Below are 15,280 nucleotides of genomic sequence, written 5' to 3'. Positions count from 1 at the left end.
AGCGTTTGCGTAGCGACTCGGTCGATGTACGTCCCAAGGCCGCCACGGCGGTCTACCCCGCCGGCGTGCTGGCGCCGCCCCCGCGCACCCTGGTGGACGTCCTCGACGCGACCGCCCGCCTGCACCCCGACGCGCCCGCGCTGGACGACGGCACGGTGTGCCTTACCTACCGCGAGCTGCGCGAGCAGGTGGACCGGATGGCCGCGGAGCTGGCGGAGGCGGGGATCGGGCGCGGCGCCAGGGTCGGCGTGCGCGTGGTGTCGGGGACGGCCGAGTTGTACCTGTCCATCCTGGCCGTGCTCGCCGCCGGCGCCGCGTACGTGCCGGTGGACGCCGACGACCCGGACGAGCGCGCCGAGCTGGTCTTCACCGAGGCGGGCGTGCACGCGGTCATCACCGACAAGCTCACGGTGCACGAGACCAGGGACGACGGCGGCCCGCCCGCCCCGGGCGACGACGCGTGGATCATCTTCACCTCCGGCTCCACCGGCAAGCCGAAGGGCGTCGCCGTGACGCACCGGTCGGCGGCGGCGTTCGTGGACGCGGAGGCGGGCCTGTTCCTGCGGGAGCGCCCGCTGGGCCCCGGCGACCGGGTGCTGGCCGGGCTGTCGGTGGCCTTCGACGCCTCGTGCGAGGAGATGTGGCTGGCCTGGCGGCACGGCGCCTGCCTGGTGCCCGCGCCGAGGTCGCTGGTGCGCACGGGCATGGACCTCGGCCCGTGGCTGGCGGACAAGGGCATCACGGTCGTCTCGACCGTGCCGACGCTGGCCGCGCTCTGGCCGGTCGAGCACCTCGCCGGCATCCGGCTGCTGATCTTCGGCGGGGAGGCGTGCCCGCCCGAGCTGGCCGAGCGGCTGGCCTTACCGGAGCGGGAGGTGTGGAACACCTACGGGCCCACCGAGGCGACGGTGGTGGCGTCGGCGGCGCCGCTCACCGGCGAGCAGCCGGTCCGCATCGGGCTGCCGCTCGACGGGTGGGACCTCGCCGTGGTCGGCGACGGCGGCGAGCCGGTCGCCATGGGGGAGACCGGCGAACTGGTGATCGGCGGCGTCGGGCTGGCCCGCTACCTCGACCCGGTCAAGGACGCCGAGAAGTACGCGCCGCTGCCGTCGCTCGGCTGGACGCGCGCCTACCGCAGCGGCGACCTGGTCCGGGCCGACCCCGAAGGCCTGGTGTTCGTCGGCCGGGCCGACGACCAGGTGAAGCTGGGCGGGCGCAGGATCGAGCTGGGCGAGGTGGACGCCGCGTTGCAGGCGCTGCCCGGCGTCACCGGAGCAGCCGCCGCCGTGCGCACCGCGGGCGGCGGCCACCAGATCCTCGTCGGGTACGTCGTCACAGGCCCCGGCTTCGACGCCGGAGAGGCCCGCGAGCTGCTCGCCGACTCGCTGCCCGCCGCCCTGGTGCCGCGCCTGGCCCCGGTGGACGCGCTGCCGACCAGGACCTCGGGCAAGATCGACCGCGACGCGCTGCCCTGGCCGCTGACCGGCCAGGGCGCGACCGCCGCCGGGCTGAGCCCGGCCGAGACGCTGCTGGCCGAACGGTGGACCGCCATCCTCGGGGTGGCGCCGGAGGGGCCCGGCGAGGACTTCTTCGCCAACGGCGGCACCAGCCTCGCGGCGGCCAGACTGGTGTCCGTGCTGCGCCCCGACTACCCCGACGTGGCCGTGGGCGACGTGTACGCGCAGCCGACGCTGGCCGGGCTGGCCGCGCTCCTGACCGGCAGGGGCGAGGCCGAGCCCGCCAGGCCGCCCGTGACGCCCATGCCCCGGCGGGCCGCGCTGCTCCAGACGCTGCTCATGGTGCCGCTGCTCACCGCCGGCGCGATGCGCTGGATCGTCCCGCTGGCCGCGCTCGGCAACGTGCTGGCGGCGCCGTGGGTTCCGGCGGTGTCGTGGTGGTGGGTGGCGCTGGGCGCGCTGGCGTTCCTCACCCCGATGGGCAGGATCGGCCTGTCGGCGGCGCTCGCCCGGCTGCTGCTGCGCGGCGTGCGGCCGGGCAGCCATCCGCGCGGCGGCGCCGTCCATCTCAGGCTGTGGTTCGCGGAGCAGTTCGCGGCCAGGCTCGGCGTGCCCGACCTGGCCAGCGCGCCCTGGATGACCTGGTACGCCCGGCTGCTCGGCGCCCAGGTGGGCGCGGACGCCGACCTGCACTCGCCGCCGCCCGTCACGGGCCTGCTCAAGGTGGGCAGGGGCGCGTCGGTCGAGCAGGAGGTGGACCTCAGCGGCCACTGGTACGACGGCGACGTCCTGCACGTCGGCGAGATCAGGATCGGCGCCGGAGCCACCGTCGGCTCCCGCTCGACGCTGCTGCCGGGCGCGAAGATCGGCAAGAACTCGCAGGTCGCGCCCGGGTCGGCGGTCGTCGGCGGCGTGCCGTCGGGCGAGCTGTGGGCCGGCGTGCCCGCGTTCCGCCAGGGCAAGTCGCGCAAGCCGGGCGAGCGGGCCGCCCGCTCACCCTGGTGGACGGCCGTGTACGGGGTGACCGCCTTCGCGCTCAGCCTGCTCCCCGTCGCCGCCGCGGCGGCCGCCTTCGCGGTGCTGGCCTGGTTCGCCCGCGGGACGCGCACGCTCGGCGACGCGCTCACCGCCGCCCTGGCCGGCGTGCCGCTCGCGACGATCACCGGCATGGCCGCGTTCGCGCTGCTCACGCTGATCAGCGTGCGGCTGCTCGGCCTGGGCCTGCACGCCGGGCAACATCCGGTGCACAGCCGCCAGGCCTGGCAGGCCTGGGCGACCGGGCGGCTGATGGCCGCGGCCCGCGTCTGGCTGTTTCCCCTGTACGCCAGCGTCCTGACCCCCGCCTGGCTGCGGGCGCTCGGCATGAAGGTGGGCAGGGGCGTCGAGCTGTCCACGGTGCTGGCGCTGCCCACGATGACGTCGGTGGGCGACGGGGCCTTCCTGGCCGACGACACGATGGTCGCCCCGTACGAGCTGGACGGCGGCTGGATGCGCATCGCGGAGGCCCGGATCGGCAAGCGGGCCTTCCTCGGCAACTCGGGCATGACCGCGCCCGGCCGCAAGGTGCCCAAGGACGGGCTGGTCGGGGTGCTGTCGGCGACGCCGAAGAAGGCCAAGTCCGGCACCTCGTACGTCGGCATGCCGCCCATGAAGCTGCGCCGCACCGCCGAGGAGGGCGACAGGAACCGCACCTACGACCCGCCCGCCAGGTACAAGGCGGCCAGGGCCGTCGTCGAGGCGTTCCGCGTGGTGCCCGCCATGGGCGCGGTCGCGCTCGCCGTCCTGGCCGCCGCCGCGTTCGAGGCCCTCGCCGCCCGCTACGGCTTCGCCGCGGCGACCGCGCTGAGCGGCCTGGTCCTGATGGCTGCCGGGGTGGCCGCGGCGGCGGTCGCGACGGCCGCCAAGTGGCTGCTCGTCGGCCGGATCAGGACCTCCAACCGGCCGCTGTGGAGCTCGTTCGTGTGGCGCAACGAGCTGGCGGACAACTTCGTCGAGGTGCTGGCCGCCCCCTGGTTCGCGCAGCCGTGGCTGGGAACCGCGCCGCTGAACGTGTGGCTGCGCTCGCTCGGGGCACGCATTGGACATGGGGTCACGTGTGACACGTACTGGCTGCCCGAGGCGGACCTGGTGACCCTGGGCGACGGCGCGTGCGTCAACCGGGGCTGCGTCCTGCAGACACATCTCTTCCACGACCGTGTCATGAGCATGGACACGGTGACACTGGAGGCCGGCGCGACGCTCGGCCCGCACGGCGTGGTGCTGCCCGCCGCGCGGGTGGGCGCCGACACCACGGTCGGCCCGGCCTCCCTCGTCATGCGGGGCGAGCACGTGCCCGGCCGCACCCGCTGGTTCGGCAACCCCATCTCGGCGTGGCGATGACGCCGTACTTCTCCGGGCACGGCGACCACCGCTACGGCGTCTCGTACTACGACCTGAGGCTGGCCTACCGGGTGCCGGCCAACCGGCTCGACGGCACGGCCCTGCTGACCGTGTCGGCCGCCGAGCACCTCGGCGCGCTGGAGCTGGACTTCGGCAAGCTGAGGGTCGCGGCCGTCACCGTGGACGGCGTGCCCGCCCGGTACACGCACGCCCGCGGCAAGCTGCGCGTGACGCTGCCCCGGCCGCTGCCGGCGGGGGAGCGGGCCGTCGTGGAGGTGCGCTACTCGGGCAAGCCCGCGCCGGTGCCCAGCCCCTGGGGCGGGCTCGGCTGGGAGGAGCTGAGCGACGGCGCGCTCGTCGCCGGCCAGCCGATCGGCGCGCCGTCCTGGTTCCCGTGCAACGACCGGCCGGACGACAAGGCGTCGTACCGCATCTCCGTGACGACGGCGTCGGCGTACCAGGTGATCGCGAACGGGGTGCTCCTCGACAGGCGGCGCGGCGCGGGCACCACGACGTGGATCTACGACCAGGCCGAGCCGATGGCGAGCTACCTGGCGAGCGTGCAGATCGGCCGCTACCAGATCACCGAGCACGACGGCTCCCGGCTGGCCCACCCGCCCCGGCTGGCCGCCCGCGTGCGGCACGACTTCGGCCGGCAGGGGCAGATGATGACGCTGTTCCGCGGCCTGTTCGGGCCCTACCCGTTCGCCGGCTACACCGTCGTGGTGACCGACGACGACCTGGAGATCCCGGTCGAGGCGCAGGGCATGTCGATCTTCGGCAGGAACCACGTGGACGGCGTGCGCGGCAGCGAGCGGCTGGTCGCTCACGAGCTGGCGCACCAGTGGTTCGGCAACAGCCTCACCGTGGCCTGCTGGGGCGACATCTGGCTGCAGGAGGGGTTCGCCGCCTACGCCGAGTGGCTGTGGTCGGAGGCGTCGGGCGGCCCGCCCGCCGGCGAGCACGCCCAGCGGTGGCGGCAGCGCCTCACCCTGCAGCCGCAGAACTTCATCCTGGCCGACCCCGGCGAGCCGGCGCTGTTCGACGACCGCGTCTACAAGCGGGGCGCGCTGACCCTGCACGCGTTGCGCGAGGCCATGGGCGACGAGGCGTTCTTCACCGCGCTGCGGGCTTGGACCACCGAGCACCAGCACGGGACCGTCACCACCCGCGAGTTCGCCGCGCACGTCCAGCGGCACAGCCCGCAACCGGTCGGCACGCTGCTGTCCGCGTGGCTGCACGAGAAGCCGCTGCCCCAGCTCGTCAGATGATCTTGCCGGGGTTGAAGATCCCGGCCGGGTCCAGGGCCGACTTGATCGCGCGGTGCAGGCCCAGCACGCTCTCGCCCAGCTCGTGGTGCATGCCGCGCTTCTTCAGCAGCCCCACGCCGTGCTCGCCGGTGACTGTGCCGCCGAGCGCGATCGCGTCGTCCAGGATCGACTCGAACGCCTGCTGCGCCCGCTCCCTCGCCTCCTCGTCGCCCGCCGGGACGACGATCAGCGGGTGCAGGTTGCCGTCGCCCGCGTGCGCGATGTTGGCGATGTGCACGCCGTGCGCCGACGCGTGCGCCTCGATGCGGGCGAGCATCTCCGGTACGAGGCCGCGCGGCACGCACACGTCCTCCGTCAGCACCGGCCCGAGCCGCTCCAGCGCCGGATAGGCCAGCCTGCGGGCCGAGAACAGCGCCTCGGCCTCCTCCGGATCCGTCGAACGGGTGCTCCAGGTGGCCCCCGCCCGGTCGAAGCACTCCTGCAGCGCGGCGGCCTCCCGCTCGTCGCCGGTGTCGACGCGGCCCAGCAGCAGGACGTCGCCGAGGTCGGCCAGGCCCATGTTCTTCCACTCGTCCACGGCCCGCAGGCAGTAGCGGTCCACCAGCTCCAGCGCCGACGGCGTGATGCCCGCCGCGGCCGTCGCCGCGACCGCCTCGCCCGCGGTCACCAGCGAGTCGAAGGCGCCGACGACGGTCTTCGGCGGGCTGTCCGGCAGCCGCAGCAGCCGCACGGTGATCTCGGTGATCACGCCCAGCGTGCCCTCCGAGCCCACGAACAGGCCCGCCAGGTCGTAGCCCGCCACGCCCTTCCTGGTGCGGCGGCCCAGCGTGACCAGCTCTCCCCGGCCGGTGACGACCTTCATGCCGAGCACGTAGTCGCGGGTCACGCCGTACTTGACGCAGCACACGCCGCCCGCGTTCGTGGCCGCGTTGCCGCCGATCGTCGACCAGGGCGAGCTGGCCGGGTCGGGCGGATACCACAGGCCGTGCTCGGCGACGGCGGCCCGCAGATGGTCGTTGACCACGCCCGGCTGGACGACGGCGAGCTGCTCGGCCGCGTCGATCTCCAGGATCCGGTCCATGCCGTCGAGCGCCAGCAGCACGCAGCCGTCCACGGCGTTGGCCCCGCCGGACAGGCCCGTCCCCGCGCCGCGCGGCACGATCGGCACGCCGTGCTCGGCGCAGACCGCCACGAGCGCGCGGACCTGCTCGGCGTCGCGCGCCTTGACCAGCGCGACCGGGGCGCCCGCCGGGGCCCAGGCGGCCTGGTCGCGGGCGTAGGCGTGCACCACGTCGGGGTCGAGGACGATCCGGTCCGCGGGCAGGGCGGCGGACAGGGCGTCGAGGAACAGCACAGCGACAAGTGTGTCACTCAGGCCAGCCGAGCGGGTGGCGCGGGTCCGCCGGCGGCTCGCCGCCCGCCTCGTTGAACGCGGTCATCGCGGTGATCAGCGCCTGGCACTCCACCGGCGTCAGGCGTGAGACGACCTTGGCGATCTCCTCGCGGCGGCGCGCGGTGACGTCGTCCACCAGGCGGCGGCCCTCCTCGGTGAGCCGCATCAGGGTCTCGCGGCGGTTGAGCGGGTTGACCTCGCGGGTGACCAGCCCGGCGGCCACCAGCCGGTCGGCCATCCGCATGGCGGTGGAGCTGTTGACCGCCAGCAGCTCGGCCATGGTGACGAGCTTGGTCTCGCCGTGCGCGGCCAGCACGACCAGCATGCGGAACTGGGCGAGCGTCACCCGCTCCTGCGCCGCCGCCAGGGAGCGGGCGGCGATGGCGACCAGCAGCCGGGATCCGGTGAGTACGGCCGAGACGACGGCGTGCAGGTCCGCGGTGTCCGCCCGGCTCGGCGAAGGCTCTTCCACGCTGTTCAGTTCTACACCGTCGCGAGAGCCGCCGAGCGCGCCGTCGCCGAGGACGAACGCGGCCGGCACCGCGCCCACCATGACAGGGGGACCCAGCGGCGTGATCGCCCGCTGAAGCTATTGCATAGGAAGCTTTCCTATTTAATACTGCGATCAACGCAGCGTGCCCGCATACCGCGCTGCTCTCGCCGACTCGGCGTCCTACTGTTCGGAGGCCCTCGTGACCCGTCGTGTCCTCACCCTGTCCGCCGCCGCGATCGCCTGCCTCGGGGCGTTCGCGATCTCCGCCCCGGCCGCGCAGGCGGCCGAGGTGGAGGTGGTGCACAGCCCCATCTCGCTCGGCGACTACTGCTCCGCCCAGGTCAACTCCTCCTCCACCATCGGCTTCTACAACGGCAGCCTGGCCTGCCACCGCTGGAGCACCACCGGAACGGGCACCGTCCACGTCGGCACCGGCAGCGCCTCCGCCGCCTGCGCCTACCTCTATCCAGGCGCCACCTACCTCAGCCACGCCCAGGCCACGGGGCAGGCCCTGCTCTGCAGGTACTCGGTCTGACCCGCCAGCCACGGCGGCCCGGCCGGGTGCGAGGCTGTCATCATGAACGACACGCACACCGTGGTCCTGGTCGAGGGGGCCAGCGACCTGTCGGCCGTAGAAGCGCTGGCCGGGCGCCGTGGCCTGGACCTGGCCGCCGAGGGCATCTCCCTGGTGGCGATGGGCGGTGCCTCGAACATCGCGACCTACATCCGCAGGTTCGGCCCCTCAGGCCACGGCCTGCGGCTGGCCGGCCTGTGCGACGCGGGGGAGGAGGGCGACTTCCGCAGGGCCGTCGAGCGCGCCGGGCTCGGGGCCGCCGTGAGCAGGAGCGGGCTGGAGGCGCTCGGGTTCTTCGTGTGCGTCGCCGACCTGGAGGACGAGCTGATCCGCGCCCTCGGCACCGACGCCGTCGAGCAGGTCGTCGAGGCCGGGGGCGAGCTGGGCTCGTTCCGCACGTTGCAGAAACAGCCCGCGTGGCGGGGCAGCAGCACACACGCGCAGCTCCGCCGGTTCATGGGCGCGGGCAGCGGCCGGAAGATCCGCTACTCCGGAATGCTCGTCGAGGCGCTCGACCTCGATCGGGTGCCGCGACCGCTGGACCTGCTGCTGGCCTACCTGCTGGGCAGCCGGAGCCGGTGAGCGGCGGCGGGTGGCGCCGCCGGTCACCGGGCTCCGTCAGCCGACCGTGAGGCGGCCGAGGGTGAGGAGGCCGGAGTGCACGTCCTGCGTCGCGTTGGCGAAGCGCAGGTCCGCGCCGCCCGGCAGCGGGCTGGCGACCCGTAGCGTCAGGTTGTAATCGCCGCGGCTCAGGCCCGCCAGCTTGAGCTGGGCGGACATCTCGGACGGAGCCGCGCCCGGCTGGATGCCGGTGACCTTCCACGGAGGCCACCCTGCGCTCGGGGCGGCGCACCTGCGGGAGCGTGGCGGGGTGCCTGCTCGGCAACCTGTCGCTGGAGCTGACCACCTGGTACGCGAGCAGGCCGGAGACGAGCCGGCCACCACCCGAGCGCCGGTTTCCACAACGAGATGCCGGTCAGGGCAGGTGACCAGACGGGGTGGCCAGGCGTCCCCAGGTCGTGACCAGCGGCCGGTAGCCCTGGCGGGACCAGAAGGGCACGGACAGCGGGTTCGCGGCCACGTAATGCACCAGCACGGTCTCGACACCCGCCGCCGCCACCACGGCGTGGGCGTGGTCGGCGAGTGCGGCGCCGGTGCCCCGGCCCCGGCTGCCGGGCCGGGCGTAGAGGGAGCCCACATAGGCCACGGGTGAGGCCCGTACAGCGGACGCGATCCGTCCGGCGTGGGAGGGGTGGTGGATGGCGAGCAGGCCGGTGACCTCGCCGTCCCGTTCGGCCAGCCAGCACCAGCCGTCGCCTCGGGTGAGCTTCTCCGCCAGCTCGGCCCGTGCGGCGGCGGCCGTCGAGGGCAGCGGCGGCGGCACCCAGCCGAACTGGGCCTCGTAGTCGATCAGCTCCAGGTAGAGGCGGCACATGGCGTCGAGGTCGTCCGCCACGGCCCGCCGCACGCCAGGGGGCGGCGGGACGGCGGTCTCGCGGGGCGGCTGACCGGAGGGGGAGACGCGGACGGCGAGGATGGTGCGCGGCGCGAACCCCCGCCTGACGAGGGCGGCGACCGGCGCGGTGTCACGGCTCGGCCAGTTCACGACAAGCCCGGCGTCCGGCTCGGCTTCGAGTTCGAAAGGCGACCGGTCAGGGGCGGAGGTCCGCCGGTCGAGGTGGGAAGGCCGCAGGTCGAGGTCGGAGATCCACCGGTCGAGGAGGCGGCCGAGGGCGCTCGCCGGATCGTCACCCGACACCCTGGCCTCCAGCGCATGGCTGACCACCGGCCCCCACCGCACAGCATCCGCTCGGGTCACGGCCATCGAGGGCGCCCCGACGGCGTCCGGCACCTCGACGAGATCGCCGTCGAGAGACGCGACAGTGACGAGCGGATCGGCGGCCCGCACTCGCGCGAGATGCCCCTCGACCACCCCGCTCACCAGCGCTGCCGAGCCTCCTCCGCCCACCCGGTCAGGCCGTCGAGGTCGATCCAGGCGCCGTCGTCGGCCTGCGCACGTCCGCTGAAATGCCCGAAGCACTGGTGCGTCTCAGAGCCGACCAACCCCAGCTCCGTGCGGGAGATCTTCTCGTGGAACGGCGTGAACACCGCCTCCACCCGCGTGCCCGTGATCCGCCACGGCTTGAGCCAGTCGCCGCGGTCGTAGTGCCACGCCAGCTCCTCGCCGATCTTGTGCAGCCGCCCGTCGACGAACAGGGCGTTCTCCGTCATCCCGGTGCCGTCGGTCCACTTGCCGCCGAGCTGGACGGCCCGCCCCGGCGCGCTGCCCGCCGCCCAGTTCCACACGACGGAGTACGGCCACCGCCCGCGCCCGTGGTCGAGCACGGCGAAGGAGTCGCGTTCGCTCACCTCGTGCTCGGCCTGCCCGAGCCGCAGCCGGCCGCGTACGGGACGCCCGACGTCCTTGACCGTGTACTGGAAGCGGCCGGGACCCCAGGGCACCACGACGCCGAGCGACTCGTGCCCGTCGGGCAGCGGGATGTCCAGCTCGACCTCGACGCCGGGCGCCGCCGCGCGCAGCGTGCTGCCTCCGGGGCGCTGGTCGATGTCGATGGCCAGCCCGTTCGCGCGGGCCGACGCGGCGCCCTCGCCGCTGCGCTCGGGCATCACGGTGCCGCGCGCCAGGGGCACCACCACGTCCTTGGACGTCTCCTCGCCGGTCGCCCGGTCCAGCACGTACAGGCCGTGCACGCCGGCGTAGTCGAGCGACGACGCCACCAGCCCGATCACGTGATCGGGCGTGACGACGCCCCAGTACTCCCAGCGTTTGGTGCGGCCCCAGCCGCGCAGGTTGGCGCGGTGCAGCGGGCGCCGCGTCCAGCCCACCGCCTCCGGGTTGAGCCGCCCGCCTGGCAGGCACAGGTCGACGGGCGCCGTGATCTCCCGCTCGTGCGTCACCATGGCTGAAGGGTAGCGGCTCGCGTTCCACGGTGATCGATCCCCGGCTCCAACCTTTCTGTGCTCCGGCAGCGTCTGGAGATTGACCGAAATGAGGAGAGACGTTGGATCGCAATGCCGGCTTCCGGGCGTTCGTCGATGCGCACCAGCGCTCGTTGCTGCGGCTGGCCTACCTGCTCACCGGCGAGGAGCATCTCGCCGAGGATCTCGTGCAGAGCGTGCTGGTCCGGATGATCGCGCGCTGGCCGAGGTTACGCCACATCGACAAGCTGGACCTGTACGCGCGCAAGGCCATGATGAACCAGTACATCTCGTGGCGCAGGAAACGTTCCTCCGATGAGGTGCCGACCGCGGATCCGCCCGAACGCTCCCACTGGCCTGAAGACTCGGCCGTGCTGCGGATCGCCCTGCGTCAGGCGCTGATGCGGCTCACGCCCAAGCAGCGCGCGGTGCTGGTGCTGCGCTTCTTCGAGGACAGGACCGAGCGCGACGTCGCCGACCTGCTGGGCTGCTCGGTCGGCACCGTGAAGAGCCAGACGCACCACGCCCTGGCGCGGCTGCGCGCGCTGGCGCCGGAGCTGGCGCCCAACCTTCCCGTCATGGGTCTGAAGGAGACGCATCGATGACCTGGCTGAAGGACGCCTTCGAGCGCATCGCGGACGACATGCCGGAGCGGGACCTGGCCGCCCGCGCGATGGCGGTCCACCAGCGCAGGCGGCGTAACCGCACGGCGTTCGCCGCCGCGGCGGCCGTGGTCGTGGTCACGGCGCTGGCCGCCACGCTCGGCGTCCGCCTGCTGCCGCAGACGCCGCGGGAGCCGGCCGCTCCTGTCAAGCCGCCCGAGCGGGCCACGATCGAGGTCGGAGTCGTGCCGAGCACGGCGTCGGCGCCGCTGTTCGTGGCCGCCGCCAAGGGCTACTTCGAGCAGGAGGGGCTGACCGTGACGCCGCGGACCATCATCAGCGGCGCCCACGCCGTGCCCAAAGTGTCCGCGGACGCTCTGGATCTCGCGCAGGCCGATCACCTGGCGGCGCTGCGGGCGATCAGGGCCGGACAGCCACTCAAGATCGTCTCTGGCCTGTACGAGCCGGGGCCCGGCACCACCGCGCTCGTCGTCAAGGCCAAGTCCGCGATCAGGAGCGTGGCCGATCTCAAGGGAAAGAAGATCGGGGTCTCCTACCTGCGGAGCATGGAGGAGCTCGCGCTCGCCGGCCTGCTGAAGAAGGCCGGGCTGAGCCTGGACGACGTCAAGCTGATCGAGTGCCCGCTGCCCGACATGACCGCGGCGATGGCGCGCGGCCGGTTCGACGCCGCCCTGACGGTCGAGCCGTTCGTCAGCATGGGGGCCGGGCAGCAGCGGTGGCGCGTGCTGGCGGACCTGCTGACCGGCGACTTCGCCGACCTGCCAGGGCAGGCGTGGATCGCCTCGGAGGAGTGGATCGCGGACAACCCCGCCACGCTGGCGGCCTTCCAGCGCGCGCTGGCCAAGGCGCAGCGCCTGATCGCGAGCGACCCCGGCGAAGCCGAGGCCATCCTGCCGCGCTACATCAGGATGACCCGCGAGGAGTCCGCCGCGATCAAGCGTGGCGCCTACACCACCGCGATCGACCTGCCGGGGCTGCGGCGGCTGGACGAGCTGGGGCGCCGGTACGGGTTCATGAAGGGCCGGTTCGACGTGCAGGAGGCCGTCCTGACCTCCCGGTAGCCGTGCGGTTCAGCGGTGGCGGGCCTCGTCGAGGACGCGGGCGGCCTCCCGTTCGTACGAGCCGCGCGAGGCCAGCACCACCAGGCCGCCCGCCACCATGGGCACGATCAGCGCGTACATGGCGGCGAGGAGTGAGCCGGAGGCGTCGGAGGCCATGCCGACGATGAGGGGGCCGAAGGCGGCGCCGATCGTCAGCAGGAACTGCAGGACGGCGAAGCCGACGCCCCTCGACCTGGCCCCCACGACGTCGGCGATGCACGCCGTGCAGGTGGGGATGGCGGTGGAGGAGATCGTCACGGCGAACAGCAGGAGGATCACCAGCGCCACGGGGGAGTCCATCAGCAGGGCCGCGCCGAGGAGGGTCGAGCCGATGGTGATGCCGGAGCCGCCGACGAGCAGCCTGCCGCCCCGGTAGCGGCCGTGCGCCCGCTTGCCGATGGCGGAGCCGATCACGGTGCCGCTGAGCACGCCCACGATGGTGACGCCGCCGCTGATGCTGCTGGCCACGCCGGTCGCCATGCCGAAGTCGCGGACCATGAGGGACGGCAGCCAGAAGTAGACGCCGCCGAGGCCCAGGGTCAGGATCATCACGCCGAGCGCTACGAGGACCAGGGTACGGGTGGCCAGCACCTGGCGGACCTGCGGCCAGAAGGGCGGCTTCACGGTGCCGATGGGGGCCGGGTCGGCCTGCGGCGGACCGGCCTGCGGCGGCTCCAGCGCCCCGGGCGGCGGCGCCTGCCTGGGCACGGCGGGAACCGCAGCCCCGCCCGCCCCCGCGCCTGCGCCCGCCTTCGCACCTGCGCCCGCGCCCGCGGCGGCCATGATTTTGTCGATCTGGCCGCGTTCCGGCTCGCGCAGCCGCCACACGAGGATGGCGGTCAGCGCCCCCGGGATCGCCATCAGCAGGAACGCGGCCCGCCACCCGAACGCCTGCCCGATGACGCCGCCCAGCAGGGTGCCGACGCCGCCCAGGTAGGTGGTCATCCGGGTCCACCCGTACACCTGCATGCGGGTCGCGGCCGGGTAGAAGTCGGCGAGCAGGCTGCCGACGGCGGGGTTGTCGATGTTCTCGCCGGCCGCGAGCAGCACCCGCATGACGTAGAAGGCGGCGAACCCGGTGGCCAGGCCGGAGCCGAGGGTGGCCAGCGCCCAGCACAGCACCACGACGGCGATGATCCTGGTGCGGCTGTAGCGGTCGGCGAGGTAGCCGGCGGGCAGCGCGACGGCGGCGGCGGCCAGCGCGGCGGCGGTCGGGATGGATCCGGCGGCGGTGTCGCTGAAGCCCCATTCGGCCTGTACGAGGGGCAGCACCCCGGACATCAGGTTGGCCTCGATGCGATCGACCATGCCGACGATGAACAGAACGATGAACGGTCCCCAGCCGTAGGGGTTGGGGTCGGTGGCGGTGATGCCGCCTCGCGGCGGGGATCCGAGTTTGCGGCGTTCGCGGGTGACGGCCTTCACCATGACTTTCTCCTCGCGTCGGTGTCCCCCGTGGAGCATCGGACGTGGGGAAACAACCCCCGAACTCCGTTCTGGAACAGAGTTCTAGGAAGAGTGTCGTACATCACACTGCGTTTCACCAGTGTTAAGGCGCGTCATGTGAAACTTCTGGCGCGACCACATCGGACGCGGTCAGCCGCCCCGATGCCGCCATGACCCCCGTGAACATTTGCGGCTCTCGCGACAAGACACACATGACATCTCGAAGGGGGTCACATGCTGAAAAAAGATCATCTATGGTGACGGACACCTCGCCGATCACGGTGGATTCCGAGATCATCGCAGGCTCGCTCGATGATCCGGAGCGCTTCTCCACCCTGTTCGACCGCTACTCCGGCCTGCTCTACAGGTACATCTCCTTCCGCCTCGGCCCCGAGCTGGCCGAGGACCTCGTCGGGGAGACGTTCCTGATCGCCTTCCGCCGCCGCGACGCCTACGACGTCGCCTACCGCGACGCCCGGCCCTGGCTGCTGGGCATCGCGACCAACCTCATCACCGGCCACCGCCGTACGGAGGTCAGCCGCTACCGCGCCATGGAGCGGCAGGGCCCGGCGGCGGCCGTGGAGGGGCCGGAAGAGGCGATCACCCGTGAGCTGGCCGCGCAGGGCACCAGGACGGCGCTGCTGAGCGCGCTCGCGCTGCTGCCGCGAGGCGACAGGGACGTGCTGCTCCTGGTCGCCTGGAGCGACATGAGCTACGAGGAGGCGGCCCGCGCGCTCGGCATCCCCGTCGGCACGGTCAAGTCACGGCTCAACCGGGCCAGGCGCAAGGTCCGCCAGGCGCTGGGCGGAGTGAACCCGTTGGAGGAGGAAGATCATGAATGAACTGAGGACGCTCATCAAGGAGCTGGAGCACGAGCCGCCACAGTCCCTGGCCAGGCAGCGGCAGCGGCTCGTCCAGGCGATGACCGAACCACCCGCGCGTCGGCGGTGGCTGAGCGGGCGGCGGCTCGTGCTGGCCGGCGCCGTCGCGGCGGCCGTCGCGGCGGCCGTGGCCGTGCCGTCCGTGCTCGGCTCCGCCACCCCGGCGTACGCGCTGACGGAACGCCAGGACGGGACGATCAACCTCAAGATCTACGAGTTCCGCGACCCGGAGGCGCTCGAAGGGGAGCTGGCCGGGCTGGGGGTGACGGCCGACATCACCTACCTGCCCCTCGGCAAGCGCTGCGGCAACGACCGCGTTCCCGTCCTGGCGGGCGACGACTTCGGGGAGGGCCTGTCGAGCACCGACCCCGCCGTAAAGGCGGAGCTGCGGGAGAGACTGCGGCGCTCGCCCTCCTACCAGGCGATACGCCCGCAGGACGGCATCACCATCTACCCGCGCCACATCCGGCCGGGCCAGATCGCGGTGATCGAGGTCAGCGAGAACCCGGTCACGCCCACCGCCGGGCGTCCAGGGGTCGCCTGGCAGTTCAGCGGACGGCTGACGACCGGGCCCGTCGCGCCCTGCCAGGTCGTGGACGATCCCTCGGCCGGCGACATCGGCGACGCCACCCCGCCGCCCGGTAGCTGACCCCAGCCCCGGCGTTCGGGGCTTGTGCCCGCCTCTTCCGGGTACTGGCCAGTTTTCGATGGAAGGGGCGGGAC

14 protein-coding genes are annotated in these 15,280 nt (G+C 73.4%); 8 read left to right on the top strand and 6 right to left on the bottom strand.

From position 1 onward, the window contains the following. Positions 1-5 precede the first annotated feature (5 nt). Together ABD331_RS24965 and ABD331_RS24960 are read left to right on the top strand one after the other, a co-directional pair. Positions 6-3,836 (top strand): Pls/PosA family non-ribosomal peptide synthetase, encoded by a 3,831-nt coding sequence (locus ABD331_RS24965; RefSeq protein ID WP_344479054.1) that lies wholly within the window; start codon positions 6-8, stop codon positions 3,834-3,836. Next, the gene (locus ABD331_RS24960; protein ID WP_344479104.1) at positions 3,833-5,107 is read left to right on the top strand and encodes a M1 family metallopeptidase; all 1,275 of its coding nucleotides are present in this window, start codon (positions 3,833-3,835) and stop codon (positions 5,105-5,107) included. The genes ABD331_RS24965 and ABD331_RS24960 overlap by 4 nt, the downstream gene beginning before the upstream one ends. Here the strand turns inward: ABD331_RS24960 and ABD331_RS24955 are convergent. After that, positions 5,100-6,461 carry an FAD-binding oxidoreductase gene (locus ABD331_RS24955; protein WP_425566032.1) on the bottom strand — a complete coding sequence of 454 codons (1,362 nt, stop codon included), beginning with the start codon at positions 6,459-6,461 and terminating at the stop codon, positions 5,100-5,102. The two genes, ABD331_RS24960 and ABD331_RS24955, sit on opposite strands and share 8 nt — an antisense overlap. A gap of 13 nt (positions 6,462-6,474) precedes the next feature. Continuing rightward, positions 6,475-7,041, bottom strand: coding sequence for a MarR family winged helix-turn-helix transcriptional regulator (locus ABD331_RS24950; protein ID WP_344479051.1), 567 nt, complete (start codon positions 7,039-7,041; stop codon positions 6,475-6,477). A gap of 151 nt (positions 7,042-7,192) precedes the next feature. Here ABD331_RS24950 and ABD331_RS24945 point away from each other — a divergent pair, with 151 nt between their 5' ends. Together ABD331_RS24945 and ABD331_RS24940 are read left to right on the top strand one after the other, a co-directional pair. Then, positions 7,193-7,528, top strand: a complete 336-nt coding sequence (locus tag ABD331_RS24945; RefSeq protein WP_344479049.1) for a hypothetical protein — start codon at positions 7,193-7,195, stop codon at positions 7,526-7,528. A gap of 42 nt (positions 7,529-7,570) precedes the next feature. Then, the gene (locus ABD331_RS24940) at positions 7,571-8,149 is read left to right on the top strand and encodes a TOPRIM nucleotidyl transferase/hydrolase domain-containing protein (protein ID WP_344479046.1); all 579 of its coding nucleotides are present in this window, start codon (positions 7,571-7,573) and stop codon (positions 8,147-8,149) included. 36 nt (positions 8,150-8,185) lie between these two features. Here ABD331_RS24940 and ABD331_RS24935 read toward each other — a convergent pair whose 3' ends face one another. The 3 genes from ABD331_RS24935 to ABD331_RS24925 form a co-directional block, all read right to left on the bottom strand. After that, positions 8,186-8,347 carry a hypothetical protein gene (locus ABD331_RS24935; RefSeq protein WP_344479043.1) on the bottom strand — a complete coding sequence of 54 codons (162 nt, stop codon included), beginning with the start codon at positions 8,345-8,347 and terminating at the stop codon, positions 8,186-8,188. 196 nt (positions 8,348-8,543) lie between these two features. Further along, positions 8,544-9,509 (bottom strand): GNAT family N-acetyltransferase, encoded by a 966-nt coding sequence (locus tag ABD331_RS24930; protein ID WP_344479041.1) that lies wholly within the window; start codon positions 9,507-9,509, stop codon positions 8,544-8,546. Then, positions 9,506-10,489, bottom strand: a complete 984-nt coding sequence (locus ABD331_RS24925; protein WP_344479038.1) for a DUF2804 domain-containing protein — start codon at positions 10,487-10,489, stop codon at positions 9,506-9,508. The genes ABD331_RS24930 and ABD331_RS24925 overlap by 4 nt, the downstream gene beginning before the upstream one ends. A gap of 101 nt (positions 10,490-10,590) precedes the next feature. Here ABD331_RS24925 and ABD331_RS24920 point away from each other — a divergent pair, with 101 nt between their 5' ends. Further along, positions 10,591-11,112: a SigE family RNA polymerase sigma factor gene (locus ABD331_RS24920; protein ID WP_344479035.1), complete on the top strand. Its 522-nt coding sequence runs from the start codon at positions 10,591-10,593 to the stop codon at positions 11,110-11,112. Then, positions 11,109-12,191 (top strand): ABC transporter substrate-binding protein, encoded by a 1,083-nt coding sequence (locus tag ABD331_RS24915; protein WP_344479032.1) that lies wholly within the window; start codon positions 11,109-11,111, stop codon positions 12,189-12,191. Before ABD331_RS24920 ends, ABD331_RS24915 begins: the two co-directional genes overlap by 4 nt. A gap of 9 nt (positions 12,192-12,200) precedes the next feature. Here ABD331_RS24915 and ABD331_RS24910 read toward each other — a convergent pair whose 3' ends face one another. Beyond that, on the bottom strand, positions 12,201-13,658 hold the full coding sequence (locus ABD331_RS24910) for an MFS transporter (protein WP_344479029.1): 1,458 nt from the start codon (positions 13,656-13,658) through the stop codon (positions 12,201-12,203). 272 nt (positions 13,659-13,930) lie between these two features. On the opposite strand from ABD331_RS24910, the gene ABD331_RS24905 reads away from it, so the two are divergent. Then, on the top strand, positions 13,931-14,518 hold the full coding sequence (locus ABD331_RS24905; protein WP_344479025.1) for an RNA polymerase sigma factor: 588 nt from the start codon (positions 13,931-13,933) through the stop codon (positions 14,516-14,518). Further along, positions 14,511-15,206 (top strand): hypothetical protein, encoded by a 696-nt coding sequence (locus tag ABD331_RS24900; RefSeq protein ID WP_344479022.1) that lies wholly within the window; start codon positions 14,511-14,513, stop codon positions 15,204-15,206. Before ABD331_RS24905 ends, ABD331_RS24900 begins: the two co-directional genes overlap by 8 nt. Positions 15,207-15,280: the final 74 nt, after the last annotated feature.

Origin of the sequence: Nonomuraea monospora (genome assembly GCF_039531895.1) — a bacterium.
GTDB classification, from domain to species: domain Bacteria; phylum Actinomycetota; class Actinomycetes; order Streptosporangiales; family Streptosporangiaceae; genus Nonomuraea; species Nonomuraea monospora.
This window is presented reverse-complemented; position numbering and strand designations above follow the sequence as displayed.

Coding starts and splice junctions, on each gene's coding strand:
- ABD331_RS24925 (WP_344479038.1), bottom strand. CDS start 10,489: ATGGTGACGCACGAGCGGGAGATCACGGCGCCCGTCGACCTGTGCCTG.
- ABD331_RS24935 (WP_344479043.1), bottom strand. CDS start 8,347: ATGTCCGCCCAGCTCAAGCTGGCGGGCCTGAGCCGCGGCGATTACAAC.
- ABD331_RS24900 (WP_344479022.1), top strand. CDS start 14,511: ATGAATGAACTGAGGACGCTCATCAAGGAGCTGGAGCACGAGCCGCCA.
- ABD331_RS24960 (WP_344479104.1), top strand. CDS start 3,833: ATGACGCCGTACTTCTCCGGGCACGGCGACCACCGCTACGGCGTCTCG.
- ABD331_RS24905 (WP_344479025.1), top strand. CDS start 13,931: ATGGTGACGGACACCTCGCCGATCACGGTGGATTCCGAGATCATCGCA.
- ABD331_RS24915 (WP_344479032.1), top strand. CDS start 11,109: ATGACCTGGCTGAAGGACGCCTTCGAGCGCATCGCGGACGACATGCCG.
- ABD331_RS24940 (WP_344479046.1), top strand. CDS start 7,571: ATGAACGACACGCACACCGTGGTCCTGGTCGAGGGGGCCAGCGACCTG.
- ABD331_RS24910 (WP_344479029.1), bottom strand. CDS start 13,658: ATGGTGAAGGCCGTCACCCGCGAACGCCGCAAACTCGGATCCCCGCCG.